Annotated in this window: 17 protein-coding genes; 12 read left to right on the forward strand and 5 right to left on the reverse strand. The window is 63.7% G+C overall.

Translation table 11 applies throughout. The features are described 5' to 3' along the window. Positions 1–14: 14 nt before the first annotated feature. From ftsY to PU133_RS02960, 4 genes are all read right to left on the reverse strand, one after another. A complete protein-coding gene (gene ftsY, locus PU133_RS02945) occupies positions 15–1436 on the reverse strand; it encodes a signal recognition particle-docking protein FtsY (protein WP_404863423.1) in 1422 nt (473 codons plus the stop codon). 34 nt (positions 1437–1470) lie between these two features. Then, positions 1471–2751 carry a tRNA (N(6)-L-threonylcarbamoyladenosine(37)-C(2))-methylthiotransferase MtaB gene (gene mtaB, locus PU133_RS02950; RefSeq protein WP_404863424.1) on the reverse strand — a complete coding sequence of 427 codons (1281 nt, stop codon included), beginning with the start codon at positions 2749–2751 and terminating at the stop codon, positions 1471–1473. After that, positions 2748–3638 carry a diaminopimelate epimerase gene (gene dapF / locus PU133_RS02955; protein ID WP_404863425.1) on the reverse strand — a complete coding sequence of 297 codons (891 nt, stop codon included), beginning with the start codon at positions 3636–3638 and terminating at the stop codon, positions 2748–2750. The genes mtaB and dapF overlap by 4 nt, the downstream gene beginning before the upstream one ends. Positions 3639–3708: 70 nt before the next feature. Continuing rightward, positions 3709–4746 (reverse strand): MBL fold metallo-hydrolase, encoded by a 1038-nt coding sequence (locus PU133_RS02960; RefSeq protein ID WP_404863426.1) that lies wholly within the window; start codon positions 4744–4746, stop codon positions 3709–3711. Between the two features lie 175 nt (positions 4747–4921). On the opposite strand from PU133_RS02960, the gene PU133_RS02965 reads away from it, so the two are divergent. The 12 genes from PU133_RS02965 to PU133_RS03020 all read left to right on the forward strand — a co-directional run bounded on the left by PU133_RS02965 (position 4922) and on the right by PU133_RS03020 (position 15074). Continuing rightward, positions 4922–5449: a MarR family winged helix-turn-helix transcriptional regulator gene (locus tag PU133_RS02965; protein ID WP_404863427.1), complete on the forward strand. Its 528-nt coding sequence runs from the start codon at positions 4922–4924 to the stop codon at positions 5447–5449. 256 nt (positions 5450–5705) lie between these two features. After that, on the forward strand, positions 5706–7286 hold the full coding sequence (gene ffh, locus PU133_RS02970; protein WP_404863428.1) for a signal recognition particle protein: 1581 nt from the start codon (positions 5706–5708) through the stop codon (positions 7284–7286). Between the two features lie 10 nt (positions 7287–7296). Next, positions 7297–7635, forward strand: a complete 339-nt coding sequence (locus tag PU133_RS02975; protein ID WP_126007581.1) for a chorismate mutase — start codon at positions 7297–7299, stop codon at positions 7633–7635. 66 nt (positions 7636–7701) lie between these two features. After that, the gene (rpsP, locus tag PU133_RS02980; RefSeq protein WP_126007583.1) at positions 7702–8109 is read left to right on the forward strand and encodes a 30S ribosomal protein S16; all 408 of its coding nucleotides are present in this window, start codon (positions 7702–7704) and stop codon (positions 8107–8109) included. A gap of 92 nt (positions 8110–8201) precedes the next feature. Next, entirely contained in the window at positions 8202–8810 is a 609-nt protein-coding gene (gene rimM / locus PU133_RS02985; RefSeq protein ID WP_404863429.1) for a ribosome maturation factor RimM, read from the forward strand. Then, the gene (trmD, locus tag PU133_RS02990) at positions 8810–9511 is read left to right on the forward strand and encodes a tRNA (guanosine(37)-N1)-methyltransferase TrmD (RefSeq protein ID WP_404863430.1); all 702 of its coding nucleotides are present in this window, start codon (positions 8810–8812) and stop codon (positions 9509–9511) included. The genes rimM and trmD overlap by 1 nt, the downstream gene beginning before the upstream one ends. Positions 9512–9683: 172 nt before the next feature. Next, the gene (gene rplS, locus PU133_RS02995) at positions 9684–10196 is read left to right on the forward strand and encodes a 50S ribosomal protein L19 (RefSeq protein ID WP_126007589.1); all 513 of its coding nucleotides are present in this window, start codon (positions 9684–9686) and stop codon (positions 10194–10196) included. 144 nt (positions 10197–10340) lie between these two features. Then, the gene (locus PU133_RS03000; protein ID WP_404863431.1) at positions 10341–11144 is read left to right on the forward strand and encodes a transporter substrate-binding domain-containing protein; all 804 of its coding nucleotides are present in this window, start codon (positions 10341–10343) and stop codon (positions 11142–11144) included. Between the two features lie 53 nt (positions 11145–11197). Continuing rightward, positions 11198–12052 (forward strand): amino acid ABC transporter permease, encoded by an 855-nt coding sequence (locus PU133_RS03005; protein ID WP_404863432.1) that lies wholly within the window; start codon positions 11198–11200, stop codon positions 12050–12052. A gap of 35 nt (positions 12053–12087) precedes the next feature. Further along, positions 12088–12240: a hypothetical protein gene (locus tag PU133_RS03010; protein ID WP_404863433.1), complete on the forward strand. Its 153-nt coding sequence runs from the start codon at positions 12088–12090 to the stop codon at positions 12238–12240. A gap of 68 nt (positions 12241–12308) precedes the next feature. Then, on the forward strand, positions 12309–13718 hold the full coding sequence (gene leuC, locus PU133_RS03015; protein ID WP_404863434.1) for a 3-isopropylmalate dehydratase large subunit: 1410 nt from the start codon (positions 12309–12311) through the stop codon (positions 13716–13718). Between the two features lie 105 nt (positions 13719–13823). Continuing rightward, complete coding sequence (locus PU133_RS03020) at positions 13824–15074, forward strand: diguanylate cyclase (protein ID WP_404863435.1); 1251 nt, start codon at positions 13824–13826, stop codon at positions 15072–15074. Here PU133_RS03020 and PU133_RS03025 read toward each other — a convergent pair whose 3' ends face one another. Beyond that, positions 15075–15938, reverse strand: a complete 864-nt coding sequence (locus PU133_RS03025) for an ATP-dependent Clp protease proteolytic subunit (RefSeq protein ID WP_404863436.1) — start codon at positions 15936–15938, stop codon at positions 15075–15077. It lies immediately after the preceding gene. Positions 15939–15940 lie beyond the last annotated feature (2 nt).

A 15940-nucleotide genomic window follows, 5' to 3' on the forward strand; every position in this document is an offset into this window, starting at 1 on the left:
GGCACGAACGCACTCTATTTCAGCGGCGTTCCGGCAATCGCCGCTGCGAATTCCCGCGCTTCGAAGGGCTCGAGATCGTCGATACCTTCGCCGACGCCGATGAAATACACCGGCAATTTGTGCTTGGCCGCAATTGCCACGAGAATGCCGCCGCGGGCCGACCCGTCGAGCTTGGTCATCACAAGACCATTCACGCCGGCAACGTTCCTGAAGATTTCGACCTGGTTCAGCGCATTCTGGCCGGTCGTCGCGTCGAGCGTCTGCAGCACGGTGTGCGGGGCTTCCGGATCGAGCTTGCCGAGCACGCGTACGACCTTTTCCAGTTCCGCCATCAGCTCCGCCTTGTTCTGCAGGCGGCCGGCCGTATCGACGATGACGACGTCGGAGCCGTTGGCCTTCGCTTTTTCGAAGGCATCATAGGCAAGGCCGGCCGCGTCGGCGCCAAGCTTGGAGGAGATGACGGTCGAGCCCGTGCGCTCGCCCCAGATCTTCAGCTGCTCGATGGCGGCAGCGCGGAAGGTGTCGCCGGCGGCGAGCGTGACTTTCAGGCCCCCGCGCGTCAGCTTGGAGGCGAGCTTGCCGATCGTCGTCGTCTTGCCGGTGCCGTTGACACCGACCACGAGAATGACATGCGGCTTGTGGTCGAGATTGAGTTCGAGCGGCCTTGCGACGGGCGCCAGCACCTTTTCGATCTCACTTGCCATGATCTTGGCGACGTCAGCGGAATCGACGCTCTTGCCGTAACGTCCGGAGGCGAGCGTGTCGGTGACGCGCATCGCGGTCTCTATGCCGAGATCGGCCCGGATCAGCACGTCCTCCAGATCCTGCAGCGTGTCCTCGTCCAACTTCCGCTTGGTGAAGATCGAGGTGATCTGGTCGGTCAGCTGTGCGGAAGTGCGCGAAAGGCCCTGACGCAGGCGCTGGAACCAGGACAGCGTCTGCGGCGGCGCAATGTCGGTCAGTTCGGTCGATGGCGCCGAGCCACGCGAAATGCGGATACCGCCTTCGACGGTCGGCAAAGGAGCCGGGTCGGTGTCGATGCCATCGTCGGTCGCGGTCGATTCGTCGGCTAAGGAAACGGGCTGGGTATCGTCTGCCGGCTCGACAGCTTCCAGGTCCGTCGAGGCCTCGCCTGCCGTCTCGATGGTTTCGGCGATGGGCTCGGGCGTCTCGATCGGCTCTGCCGCAGCTTCTGTCGGAAGCGTTTCAGGCGTGAAGGCCGGCGCGCCGTCGATGACGGGTGCTTCCACGGGCTCCCGGCGGATCAGCGTGACTGCTGCCACGCTTTCTGCTGTGGGTATGGCCTTCGGCGCTGCGGGTTCTTCGGTTGGAGCGAGCGGGGCAAGCGTTTCCGGGAGCGCGGCCGCTTCGGCCGGCTTTTCCTCTTCCTTCGTGCGACCGAAGGAGAACATGCGTTTCACGAAGCCTAAGGCCATAATCTGTCTTTCAGTCCCTTAGGGGTTCGAATGGTCAGGCGGCCGAGCGGTGTCGGATGTCGGCGCTGAGGATGCCGTCATCATGGCCGACGATCTCGACGCCGATCAATGTTCCCGGCTGGCCGAGATGCTCGGGAAAGGATGTCAGAGCGAAGTTCTCGGTGCGGCCGATGCCGGGCTTTTCGATCAGCAGGGTTTGCCGCGTGCCGACGAGCGACGTCAAATGCGCGTGGTGGGCCTCGTCACCCTTGGCGCGCAGCCGGCGGGCGCGCTCCTTGATCAGCGAACGGTCGAGCTGTGGCATGCGGGCGGCCGGTGTACCTTCACGCGGGCTATAGGGAAACACGTGGAGATGAGAGAGGCCGCAGGCGTCGACGATCGACAGCGCGTTTTGAAACATCTCCTCGGTCTCGGTCGGAAAGCCGGCTATGATGTCCGCGCCGAAAGCGATGTCGGGGCGCAGCCGGCGAACATCCTTGCAGAACCGGATCGCATCGTCGCGCAAATGGCGCCGCTTCATCCGCTTCAGGATCATATCGTCGCCGTGCTGCAGCGAAAGATGCAGATGCGGCATGAAGCGCGGCTCGTCCGCGATCAGCTGCATTAGATGCTCGTCAGCCTCGATGCTGTCGATGGACGACAGGCGGATTCGGGCGAGTTCCGGCACCTGGGCGAGGATGGTCCGCACCAGCTTGCCGAGCGAGGGCTGGCCCGGCAGGTCGGCGCCGTAGCTCGTTGCGTCGACGCCGGTGATCACCACTTCGATATAGCCGTTTTCGACAAGCCGGCGGACCTGGTCGACGACGGCGCCCATCGGCACCGAGCGTGAGTTGCCGCGGCCATAGGGGATGATGCAGAAGGTGCAGCGGTGGTCGCAGCCATTCTGCACCTGGACGAAGGCGCGGGCGCGACCTTCGATGGCATCGACCATCTGCGGCGCGGTTTCCTTCACCGCCATGATGTCGTTGACGCGGACCTTCGCCTCGGCCGAAACGCCGAAATCCGGCAGCTTGCGGTAACTCGCCGCCTTCAGCTTCTCCTCGTTGCCAAGAACGACGTCCACCTCGTCCATGCCGGCGAAGGTCGCGGCCTCGGTCTGGGCGGCGCAGCCCGTCACGATGATCCGGGCATGGGGATTGTCGCGGCGTGCCTTGCGAATTGCCTGTTTGGCCTGGCGAACGGCTTCGGCGGTCACGGCGCAGGTGTTGACGAGCACGGCGTTGTTGAGGCCGGCCGTCTCGGCCTCGCGCCGCATGATCTCGGACTCATAGGTATTCAGCCGGCAACCGAAGGTGAGGATGTCGACGCCGCTCATTGCGCGGCCTCGCTCTGCTCGGCGTCTCGGGTGAATGCGCCGGTCCTGGGATCGAGCTTTCCGGAGAATTCCCACTCAGCCGGGCCGGTCATCATCACATGGTTGTTTTGAAGCCACTCGATCACGAGCGGGCCGCCGGGGACATGCACCGTCACGGTCCGGTCGGTCATGCGCTTGCGGATGGCTGAAACGGCGGCCGCACAGGCGGCGGAGCCGCAGGCGCGCGTCAGCCCGGCGCCGCGTTCCCAGGTGCGGAGCGTCATCTCGCTGCGCGAGGTCACCTGCGCGATCGAGATATTGGCGCGTTCCGGAAACAGCGGATGATGCTCGAGGATCGGGCCGAAGCGATCGAGCTCATAGCCCCAGACGTCGTCGTCGACCCAGAAGATCGCATGGGGATTGCCCATGGAGGCGACCGAAGGCGAATGCAGGACCGGCGCATCGATGGGGCCGATCTGCAGCTCGATCATACGCGTGTCGCGGAATTCCTCCGAGAGCGGGATCTTCTGCCAGTCGAAAATGGGCTCGCCCATGTCGACGGAGATCAGCCCGTCCTCGTGCTCCTGCGCCGTCAGGATGCCGGCGATGGTCTGGAAGGTGAACAGCGACTTGCCGGTTTCGGCGGCGAGTGCCTGGACGACACAGCGCATGCCATTGCCGCAGGCCTGGGCTTCAGAGCCGTCGCAGTTGAGGATGCGCACATAGGCGTCGGTCAGGTCGCGCTTGGGATCATGGATTGCCATGATCTGATCGAACCGCGTTGCTGGATCGGCCGCGAGCGCGATGGCGGCCTCGGGCAATACCCGATCGTCGCGGCCGCGCATGTCGACCACGAGGATCTGGTTGCCCAGTCCATTCATCTTGGCGAAGGGAACGCCGGCGTTCATTGTCTTATCAAGCCCTGTCACTTGCCGGCTTATATGGCCGAAACGGCTTGAGATTACCAGTGCGCCGGGCTCAAGCCTGTTCTGCGGGGACGTCCCACACTTCGCCGGGCCGCATCGGGCGGAACCGCTCGCGCGCGATCGACCGTCCGTCGAGTGCGGCATGGAGCGCCGTCACCGGATCCTCGATGCCTTCATTGGTGAGCCGGAAGGTGCCCCAATGATGGCCGGCGACATGCGCGGAACGGGACAGCAGCATGCCTTCCACCGCTTCTTCCGGATTCTGGTGCTGGCCCTGCATGAACCAGCGCGGCTCATAGGCGCCGAAAGGCAGAATGGCCAGGCGGAAGCCGCCGTATTTTTCCGCTGCCGCGCGGTAATTGATGCCCGAATGAAAGCCGGTATCGCCGATATGGTAGATGCGGCCGCCCGGCGTCTCCACGACGAAGGCGGCCCAGAGCGCCATGCGGCGATCGCGCGTGCCGCGTGCCGACCAGTGGTGTGCCGGCTCCAGGCGAACATTGATGCCCGGCGCGACCTCGACGCCTTCTCCCCAGTCGTGAACCGCGATCCACGCATCGGCCACGCGCTCGCGCACGATCACATCATTGCCGAGCGGTGTGACGATCAGGGGTCGATGGGCGGCGTGGAGGGCTGCGAGCGTATCGAGATCGAGATGGTCGTAGTGATTGTGCGACAACAAAATCACATCGATCGGCGGCAGCGCATCCAGCACGATCCCCGGCTGATTGATGCGGCGCGGGCCTGCGAAGGAGACGGGACTTGCGCGTTCCGACCAGACGGGATCGGTGAGGATGTTGAGGCCTGCGGTCTGGATCAGCATCGTCGCATGGCCGACCATGGTGATGCGAAGGTCTGTTCCGCCGACGCGCTCATCCGGCAGGGCCGGCGGGAAGGGGCTGTCGAAGGTCTCGGGCCAGGGCGTCTTCGTCTCGCCCAGCTGCCATTTCAGGAGGTCGAGGAAGGACCCCGGCTCCCGACCACCCGGATTGAAGAAGTAGGTTCCGTCGAAATGATCGCTGACGGGGCCATCGTAATAGGGATTGGCCGAGGCGCGGCGCACGCCGAACAGGCCGAAGCCAGCTGCCATGGCACTCAATCCTGCAAGTGAGAGAAAATGTCGACGTTTCATGGCGCCGATATAGGGGACGGCATGGGCCGCGTCGACGGTCGCGCCGGAACGACCGTCCAGTTCACGGGAAGTTTATGAGTACCTCCTAAGGTGCAGTTGTCCCAGTGCAACGCCGTTGCTAGTTTGATTTGCCATGCAAACACGCTTCGACAAGCAAGACCGGCTCTATCAGGTCATCAGGCTCATCCGGCCGGTTCATCTCAACATCCAGCGCACCCTCGAAGCGCAACTGGAAGGCACCGGCATTTCGGTCGCGCAGCGCGACGTGATGGAAGTGCTGCATGGCTGCGGGCCGATCACGGTACCCACCGCAACGCGCATGCTTGGCATGAAGCGGCAATTCGTGCAGCGCACGATGACAGACCTGATCACGCTCGGCATGGTTGAGCGCCGGCGTTCGAGCCGGCAGAGCCGCGCCTATCTCTGCAAGCTGACGGAGAAGGGTGAGCGGCTGTTCGAAACGGTCCACCATCGCGAGATGGCATTGCTGCGCCAGCGGCTCGGCGACATCAACATCACCGAGGTCATCGTCGCGTTGCGTGTCATGGCGCGCGTCGCCGCCGCCTATGAGGCTGCCGCGGCCGACACGCTGACGCGGGACGAGGTGCCCACTCGGCTGAACCGCGACGACGCGCCGAAGAGCGCGCTCGTGGACGGTTGAAGCCGGCGCTCTGGAGAGCGCAAGCCGCCTGCGCTTGACTTTCGGGAGCATATCCTGTTGAAGCGGGCCAACTCCATGCGACGAGCGTAAGCTTCGAAGCCGCCGACCGGGCCCCGTCAAGGTATAAAGAGAGCCCGGAGGTCAACACCCGACAGCGCGATGCGCCCTCGGGTGCTTTCGTGCTTTGGCTTGCATTCGGGTGCGGACATAACAACCTTCGAGGCTCTCCTGTTTCGATGGTTTGAAGGACTGAGCCATGTTCGACAATCTCCAGGAACGCCTGGGTTCCATTCTCAACGGCCTGACCGGCCGTGGCGCGCTGTCCGACAAGGATGTGCAGGCAGCGCTGCGCGAAGTGCGTCGCGCGCTTCTGGAAGCCGACGTGGCACTGGAAGTGGTGCGCGACTTCACCGACCGGGTGCGTGAGAAGGCCGTCGGCGCCGAGATCGTCAAGTCGATCAAGCCCGGCCAGATGGTCGTCAAGATCGTGCATGACGAGCTTGTCTCCATGCTCGGTTCGGAAGGCGTCACGCTCGATCTCAATGCACCTGCACCCGTCGTCATTATGATGGTCGGCCTTCAGGGCTCGGGCAAGACGACCACGACCGGCAAGATCGCCAGCCGGCTGACGAAGCGGGACAAGAAAAAGGTCCTGATGGCGTCGCTCGACACGCGTCGTCCGGCCGCCCAGGAGCAGCTGAAGCAGCTGGGCGAGCAGACCGGCGTCGACACGCTGCCCATCATTCCGGGCCAGTCGCCGACCGACATCGCGTCGCGCGCAGTCCAGGCGGCCCGTCTCGGCGGCCATGACGTCGTCATCCTCGATACCGCCGGCCGCACGCATATCGACGAGCCGCTGATGGTCGAAATGGCGACCATCAAGACGAAGGCCAAGCCGCATGAAATCCTGCTGGTCGCCGATGCGCTGACCGGTCAGGACGCCGTCAATCTGGCGCGCAACTTCGACGAGCGCGTCGGCATCACCGGCCTCGTGCTGACCCGCATGGACGGCGATGGCCGCGGTGGTGCGGCGCTGTCCATGCGTGCCGTTACCGGCAAGCCGATCAAGCTGATCGGTGTCGGTGAAAAGATGGACGCGCTGGAGGAATTCCATCCCCGCCGCGTCGCGGACCGCATTCTCGGCATGGGCGACATCGTCTCGCTGGTCGAGCGCGCCGCCGAAACCATCGACCAGGAAAAAGCCCAGGCGATGGCCGACCGGATGAAGGCCGGCAAATTCGACCTGAACGACCTGTCCGACCAGCTCAAGCAAATGTCCAAGATGGGCGGCATGGGCGGCATCATGGGCATGATGCCGGGCATGGGGAAGATGAAGGACCAGATGGCTGCCGCCGGGTTCGACGACAAGATTTTCGGTCGCCAGCAGGCGATCATCTCGTCGATGACCCCGACTGAGCGCGCCAATCCCGATCTTTTGAAGCACAGCCGCAAGAAGCGCATCGCGGCCGGCTCCGGCACCAATGCCGCCGACATCAACAAGCTTCTCAAAATGCACCGCCAGATGGCGGACATGATGAAAGCCATGGGCGGCAAGGGCAAGAAGGCCGGCATCTTCGGCAAGATGATGGGCGGCATGGGCGGTGGTCTGGGTGGTGGTCTTGGGGGCCCGGGCGGCATGATGGGCGGCGGCATGCCCGATCTGTCGAAGATGGACCCGCAGCAGCTCGAAGCCCTGCAGAAGCAGGCCGAAGCCGCCGGCCTCGGCAAGGGCATGGGCGGCATGGGTGGAATGGGCGGCGGCGGACTGCCCGGGCTTGGCGGCCCGCGTCTGCCCGGCCTCGGCGGGCTTCCGGGCCTGCCTGGGCGAAAGAAGTGAGGGGAGTGGCATGAGCGAGCCGAGCGCGATCGAACAGCTGAAGGGACTGCGCAAGTCCATCGACAACATCGATGCGGCGTTGATCCATGTGCTTGCCGAGCGCTTTCGCTGCACGCAGGCGGTCGGCGTGTTGAAGGCCACGCACGGCCTTCCGGCCTCCGATCCGAACCGTGAGAGCCAGCAGATCGAACGCCTGCGTCGCCTCGCGCGCGATGCCGAACTCGATCCGGATTTCGCAGAGAAATTCCTGAATTTCATCATTCAGGAGGTCATCCGCCATCACGAGGCAATCGCCGCCTCGGCCAATGGCGCGGTGACGGAGAATTCCGCTCCCTCCGGAGCGGCCTGAGACCAAGACTTTTACGAAACCTCTTCGCCGCAGATGCGGCAGCCACGATCGCAAGGAGTATTTGACATGGCACTGAAGATTCGTCTCGCCCGCGGCGGCGCCAAGAAGCGCCCTTACTACCACATCGTCATTGCCGACGTGCGCTCACCGCGCGACGGCCGCTTCATCGAGAAGGTCGGCCGCTGGGATCCGATGCTGTCGAAGGAAGAAGGCGCCCGCGTTCAGCTGAACGAAGACCGCATCAAGCATTGGCTCGATCACGGCGCGCTGCCGACCGACCGCGTGCTGCGCTTCCTGGACGAGGCCGGCGTTTCCAAGCGTGAGGCCCGCAACAACCCGGACAAGGCGAAGCCCGGCAAGAAGGCCCAGGAGCGTCTGGCCGAGAAGAAGCAGAAGGAAGAGGAAGCAGCCGCAAAGGCCGCCGAGGCTGAAGCTGCAAAGAACGCCCCGGCTGAAGAAGCCGCTGCGGAATAAGACTTTTCCTGATTTTCGGGACTTTGAACGGGCGGCCCATTGGCCGCCCGTTCGTGTATGATGAGATGACGCGGACAGAGGACTTCGGCGACATGAATTCCAAGCAGATGCTGCTGATGGCACGGATCGGCGGGGCGCACGGCATCAAGGGCGAAGTGCGCGCGCAGGCTTTCACCGGGGACCCGTCTGCGGTCGGAGATTACGGTCCGCTGACTGCCGCCGATGGCCGTACGTTCGAAATTCTCAAGGCAAAGCCCTCCAAGAACATCGTCCTCCTGACGATCAAGGGGGTGTCGGACCGCAATGCCGCCGAGGCGCTGAACGGGTTGGAGCTCTTCATCGACCGGGACAGCCTGCCGGACGATGCGCTCGACGATGGCGAGGTCTATCAGGACGATCTGATTGGCCTTTCCGTCAAGGACGGCGAGGGTACGGCCCATGGATCGGTCATCGCTGTGCACGATTTCGGCGCCGGCATCGTGCTGGAGATCAAGCCGGAGCGTGGTCCGAGCGTCATGATCCCGTTTTCGGAAGCTGCCGTTCCCGAACTTGACGTCGATGCCGGCTGGTTGCTGGTCGATCCGATCGCCGCCGGGCTCGTCGACGATGGCGAAGACGAACGCAGCGAGGAGGACGCGGCGTCTCGCTCCAATCCGGGCAGCCGCAGACGCCGTCCGTCGAAGGATACGGGGGCGGACTGATGGCGTTTCACGCCAGTATCCTCACGCTCTATCCGGACATGTTTCCCGGGCATCTCGGTACGTCTCTCGCCGGCCGTGCGCTCGAGCGCGGCGACTGGAGCCTCGAGGCGGTCCAGATCCGCGATTTCGCCGAGGATCGGCATCGCACCGTCGATGATACTCCGGCGGGTGGTGGCGCAGGCATGGTGCTGCGGCCCGACATCCTGGCGCGGGCGATAGACCACGCTTCTTCCGAGGGCGATCCGCGGCCGCGCCTGCTGATGAGCCCGCGCGGGGAGGTGTTGCGGCAGCCCTTGGTGCGGGAACTTGCCGAGGGACCAGGCGCCGTCATTGTCTGCGGTCGGTTCGAAGGCGTGGATCAGCGCGTGATCGAGGCGCGCGGCCTGCGGGAAGTTTCGATCGGCGACTATATTCTTTCCGGCGGAGAGCCGGCGGCGCTCGTTCTTCTCGATGCGATCGTCCGGCTGCTTCCGGGCGTGATGGGCAATGCGCTTTCCGGCCAGTCCGAGAGCTTCGAAGACGGGCTGCTCGAATATCCGCATTATACGCGCCCGCAGCTTTTCGAAGGTCGTTCGATCCCCGAGGTGCTGACATCGGGCGATCATGGCGCCGTCGCGCGCTGGCGCAGGGCGGAGGCTCAGAAACTAACCGAGACCCGTCGGCCGGACCTGCTCGCGGAGAAAAAATTCCACGGCGAATGATGACATCCGGCGCCACTTGGTGTAACGACCCGGCGCGAAGGGTAATATCTCTTCGCGACAATCAAGCAAAGAACCGTGCATCGCTTCCGCCGAAAGGCACACGACCTGGCGTCTTGTCACAAAGGGTCACGCAAGCGCTCTGGCAGTTTCAGAAGAACGAAAGGTCATCATCATGGATATCATCCGTGAACTGGAAGCCGAGCAGGCAGCCAAAATCGAAGCGACACGCAAGCTTCCCGAATTCTCCCCCGGCGACACGGTCCGCGTCATGGTGCGCGTGACGGAAGGTACGCGTACCCGCGTGCAGGCCTATGAAGGCGTCGTCATCGCTCGCTCCGGCGGCGGCATCCATGAGAACTTCACAGTTCGCAAGATTTCTTACGGCGAAGGCGTCGAGCGCGTATTCCCGGTCTATTCGCCGCTGGTCGAAGCCGTCGAAGTCGTGCGCCGCGGCAAGGTCCGTCGCGCCAAGCTCTATTACCTGCGCGATCGTCGCGGCAAGTCGGCCCGTATTGTCGAGAACACCGGCACGCGCGCCCGCAAGCTGAACGACGCCGAGCGCCAGTCCGCTGCCGACGAAAAGGCACGTCTGGAAGCTGAAAAGGTTGCTGCAGCCGAGGCTCTGGCCAAGGAAAAGGCCGCCGAAGACGCAGCGAAGAACGACGCTCCGGCTGCTGCCGAATAAGCGTTCGTTCGACACGATCGGATTTCGAAAATGGCGGCCATTGGTCGCCATTTTCATTTGGACGTCGCAGCGCGCATGGCAGTTGCTTGCTTCGTCGCTGGCCGCAGTTAGGATAGGCCAGCCGATCGCCTCAGGAGCCCGACCATGATCCGTTCCACACTGCTTGGCAGCCTCGCCGCCATCGCCGCCGTCCTGGCTTTGCCCGATCATGCCGAGGCGCAGGAGCTTCCCGATCTCGGCGGCCGGTCGATCGTGGTCGTTACCGAAAACGCCTATCCGCCGCTGCAGTTCGTCGACCCGATGTCGGGCGATGCGATCGGTTGGGAATATGACGCCGTCGCCGAGATCGCCGCGCGGCTGAACCTGACCGTGACCTACCAGAACACCAGCTGGGATGCGATGATCCAGGCCGTGTCGGATGGCCAGTACGACATGGGCATGACCGGGATCACGATCACCGAGGAACGCGCCCAGCTCGTCGATTTTTCCGATCCCTACATGCGCTCCGAAATGTTCATGCTGGTGCGGGCCGATGAAGACCGCTTCACCGATGCTGCAAGCTTCGCCGCCTTCGAAGACGGGCTCGTCGGCGCCCAGTCCGGTACGACGCCATTCTACGTGGCGGTCTATGACGTTCTCGACGGCAATGAGCAGAACCCGCGCATCCGACTTTTCGAGACGTTCGGCGCATCGGTGCAGGCGCTGAACACCGGCGACGTCGATCTCGTTCTCACCGATGGAACGGCTGGCCGCGGCTATGTGAATGCCTCCAACGGCGCGCTGAAGCTGATCGGCGATCCGCTTGGCACCGAAGATTTCGGCTTCATCTTCCCGAAAGGCTCCGACCTCGTCGCGCCGATCAACGCGGCGATCGCGTCCATGCGGGCTGACGGCACGCTGGAGATGCTCACGACGAAGTGGTTCCTCGACTACGAACTGGGCAACTGACACTTGCCGTATCGTTGGAGTAACGGCTTGAGCGACGGGCAGGGCGCTGCCTGATGGCCCATGGCGGTGCGCCGGCGGGCGACAAGGATTTTCCCTACTGGCTGGTTGCAGCAGGTGCGCTCGCCATCGCCATTGCGGTGCTGATCGCGTCGAACGATCTCTACTCGCAAGTTCTGACGATCGTCTCGCGCGGGCTCTGGATCACCATCTTCGTGACGATCGTGGCGTTTGCGCTGGCGACGCTGCTCGGGCTCGGGCTTGCGCTCATGGCGCTGTCCGGATCGGTCGCGCTGCGCCAGATCTCGCGGTTCTATGTCGAGATCATCCGCGGCGTGCCGGTTCTGGTGCTGTTGTTCTACATCGCCTTCGTGGGCGCGCCGGCTTTCGTCGTTGCCTGGAATGCCGTGACGACACCGCTTAGGGAAGCCGGGCTTGTGGGTGAACTGCTGGTGCGGGACGTGTCGCTGCTCTGGCGCGCGATCATAGCGTTGACGATTGGCTATTCGGCCTTCATCGCGGAAGTGTTTCGGGCCGGCATCCAGTCGGTCGATCCTGGCCAGGTGGAGGCAGCAAAGGCACTCGGGCTCGGCCGCTGGCACCGATTCAGGCTGGTTATCCTGCCTCAGGCGATCCGCACCATCCTGCCGCCGCTCGGCAACGACTTCGTCGCGATGGTCAAGGATTCCTCCCTCGTTTCGGTGCTCGGCGTCGCCGATCTCACGCAGATGGGCAAGGTCTACGCGTCGGGCTCGTTTCGCTTTTTCGAAACCTATTCGATCGTCGCCTATCTCTATCTGCTTCTGACGGTCGGCCTTTCGATCGGTCTGAGGGCGCTCGAGCGGCGGTTGCGCCGTTCGACGGGGCAGCCGGAGGATCGACGGGGTGGACAGCGCCCGAAGCTCCACTGATTGCCTCTCTGCTCGAAGATTGGTATGAGCGGCGCATGAATTTCGACCGATCCGAGACGACAGAGCATCTGCGTGGGAAAATGCGTTTTCCGACGACGCTCAGCTTTGCGCCTCTGCATGATCACAAGCGCCTGCCGGGCCGCTTTCACGCGCGGTTGACCGGCGCCGATGGCAGCGATCTCGGCTGATCCAAGCCGCCGCCTGCTTCATGGCGAATGCCGCCCATTGCCCTTTTCAGTTTTGACGGATGAACACCATGTCCAAGCCCACGACGCTTTACGACAAGATCTGGAACGACCATCTGGTCGACGAACAGCCTGATGGCACCTGCCTGCTCTATATCGATCGCCACCTCGTCCATGAAGTGACGAGCCCGCAGGCTTTCGAGGGTCTGCGCCTGACCGGCCGCAAGGTGCGCCAGCCGGAAAAGACGCTCGCCGTCGTCGACCACAACGTTCCGACCACGCCGGACCGCGCGCTCGGCATCAAGAACGAGGAAAGCCGCATCCAGGTGGAGGCGCTTGCCAAGAACGCTGCCGATTTCGGCGTCGAGTACTATGATGCCGCCGATATCCGGCAGGGCATCGTGCACATCGTCGGTCCAGAACAGGGCTTCACGTTGCCCGGCACGACGATCGTCTGCGGCGACAGCCACACCTCGACCCACGGCGCCTTCGGTGCGCTTGCGCACGGTATCGGCACGTCGGAAGTCGAGCACGTGCTCGCCACCCAGACGCTGATCCAGAAGAAGGCGAAGAACATGCTGGTGCGCGTCGACGGGCAGCTGCCCGAAGGCGTGACGGCGAAAGACATCATCCTCGCCATCATCGGCGAGATCGGCACCGCTGGCGGCACCGGCCACGTCATCGAGTTCGCCGGCGAAGCGATCCGCTCGCTCTCCATGGAAGGCCGCATGACCGTCTGCAACATGACGATCGAAGGCGGCGCCCGCGCCGGCCTCATCGCGCCGGACGAGAAGACCTTCGCCTATATCAAGGATCGCCCGCGCTCGCCCAAGGGCATGGCCTGGGACATGGCGCTTGAGTACTGGAAGACGCTGAAGACCGATGAAGGCGCCCATTTCGATCGCGTCGTCACGCTCGATGCAGCAAGCCTGCCGCCGATCGTCTCCTGGGGTTCTTCGCCCGAAGACGTCATCTCGGTGACCGGTGCGGTGCCGAACCCCGACGAGATCGAGGACGAGAACAAGCGCATCTCCAAGTGGCGCGCGTTGGAATATATGGGCCTGAAGCCGGGCACCAAGATCACCGACATCAAGCTCGACCGCGTGTTCATCGGATCGTGCACCAATGGCCGTATCGAGGATCTTCGCGCAGCCGCCAAGGTTGTGGAAGGCCGCAAGGTCGCCAGCACCGTGGAAGCCATGGTCGTTCCGGGATCCGGCCTCGTCAAACAGCAGGCAGAGCAGGAAGGCCTCGACAAGATCTTCCTCGATGCAGGCTTCGAATGGCGCGAGCCCGGCTGCTCCATGTGCCTGGCGATGAACGATGACCGGCTGAAGCCCGGCGAGCGGTGCGCCTCCACGTCCAACCGCAACTTCGAAGGCCGTCAGGGCTTCAAGGGCCGGACGCACCTCGTGTCGCCGGCCATGGCTGCTGCGGCTGCCGTCGCGGGCCATTTCGTCGACATTCGCGAGTGGCACTGAATTTTTATCCGCGACCCGTTCTGGGACGGGTCGCGGATGTTGGCGTTTACCTGGCCTTAGCCTGACGGGCGTAAGCTCCGCCCCATTCACTCGGGGAATGAGTTTTTGGGCGCGTCTCTACTTTTGGCCATCAACGTGGCGCTCGGCGTCGCCATCATGGTCTCGTTTCTCGCCTTCGGGCTGTTCGATCGCAATCAAAAGCCAGCATTGTGGTGGTTTGCGGCCTGTATTGCCGGCGTCGCCTCTGGTCTGATCGAGTATTCGATGCCACCGCTCGAATACACGGCGATCGCCCGCTTCGCGATCTATGCCTGTTTCGCGGTCTGCCTTTCCTGCATCTCCATCGGGTTGTGGCTGCGCTATCTACGCCGTGTGCCGGTGCTGCCGACTACGATCATCTTCATGGCAGCCATTGTCAGCTACGCCCTCATCTCCGAACTCCCGCGCGGTTCACTTCTGCGCGCCTTTGTCTACCAGGGCTCCTATAGCGCCATCGCTCTTGTCGGGGTCGCCGCCGTGTGGAGAGGCATGGACCGCAGTGCGCTCGATCGCACCCTCTTGGCGGTGATGCTGCTCTTTGCGCTGAACTTTCTGATGAAACCACCGATCATGGTTTTGCTCGGGGGAAATGGCGGCGTCGCGCAGGATTATCTTGCGACCGACTACGCGATGGTCAGCCAGACGATGATGGCTATCGTGACCATTCTGCTGGCTTTCGCGCTTGGACTTCGTACGATGGCCGATATTCTCGGCACCATCCAGAAGCGCTCCGACATCGATCGCCTGTCAGGCGCGCTCACCCGCGACGCGTTTCACCGGGAGGTGTCGCGCAGCCTCTGGCAAGCGGACCGAGAGCGCACACCGAAGGCGCTGATCCTGTGTGACCTCGATCATTTCAAGCTGGTCAACGACACGTTCGGCCACCAGGTCGGCGATCTCGTCATCGCACAGTTCGGAGCCCTGCTGGAAAGCTTCCGGCGGCCTGGTGACGTCGTGGGCCGGATCGGAGGCGAAGAGTTCTGCATTCTCCTGTCGCGCTGCGACGAGGGGACGGCGCGGCTTTTTGCCGAGCAGCTGCGGTCGACATTTGAATCCCTGGATGCGACGGGCGGGCGTTCGGCGCACCGTTGCACGGCAAGTTTCGGGGTCACGGAAATGCGGCCCGCTGAAGCGTTCGAGGCAGCGTTCTCGCGCGTCGACAAGGCGCTTTATGAAGCCAAGAGCGCTGGGCGCAACTGTGTTCGCTTCGCGCGACCCGACATCGAGGATCAAGACGCAGCGGCTGGCGGGGCAGTGGAGCCCGACGCTCTGCAGAAAAGGCGAAGCTTTCGCGTCGTCGGCCGGACGCAGGGCTGATCAGGGATCGGTCGCCTCGGCGGTGGCCGTTGCAGTGACCATGTCGTATTCCAGAAGTTCCTCCGGGCTCAAATAGTAGAGCCGGTCGGGCGGTGTATCCAGGGCGTGAAGCCAGAGGCCTTGGTCGATGCCCATCGCCGCGAGATGGCGGCTGACGCGAGCCGTCACGTTCTGGGCGCGCGACATGGCCTCGGCAGAAGAGACAGCACCATCGCTGACGCCATAGACCTGATGGACCCCTATGACTGCTTCAGGTTCTGCGCTCCGCTTTACACCGCCTGCCATGATCAGGGGGCAGGACGAGGCGCAGAGATCGCCGCTTTCGACACGTGTCGAGAATTCGTTGTCGCGGATGATCTGAGACATCCGCAACGCATCATCGACCGATCCGCCGGGCGAATTGAGGACGATCGTCGTCACATACTCGCCTCGGGCAGCAATCTCCGTTTCGAAACGGGCGGCTGCGCCCGGATCGATCGCACCCTGGACACGCAACACGCCGCCCCCGATGAGGTCGAAACTCGCCGCGTTTTTCAAGATGTCCGGATCGGTTGTGATCTGGTGCGGCGGGGCCGGGGCCTCACCATCGCTGAGCGCAGGAGGCAGCATCGTTTCCCGCGAGGCCGGCGAGATCGGCGCGTCTTGTGTACCGTCGCGCAATTCGCCGAGATCGAGCGCCAGAACCACGACCGAGCCGAGCAGGATCAGCCGGAAGGCCCATCCGAGCACGATGCCGTCATCCAGCCTGTCGGCCAAGGAAAGGCGTTGCTTGTCGGAAGGGGCCGTGCCCCCGGCATCATTGCTGTTGGCGGGATCGAGGTCTTTTTCGGGAAATTGCGCGCTCAGGCGCGCCGGCGCTGCCATGG

The organism is Georhizobium sp. MAB10 (assembly GCF_045012825.1).
GTDB lineage: Bacteria > Pseudomonadota > Alphaproteobacteria > Rhizobiales > Rhizobiaceae > Georhizobium > Georhizobium profundi.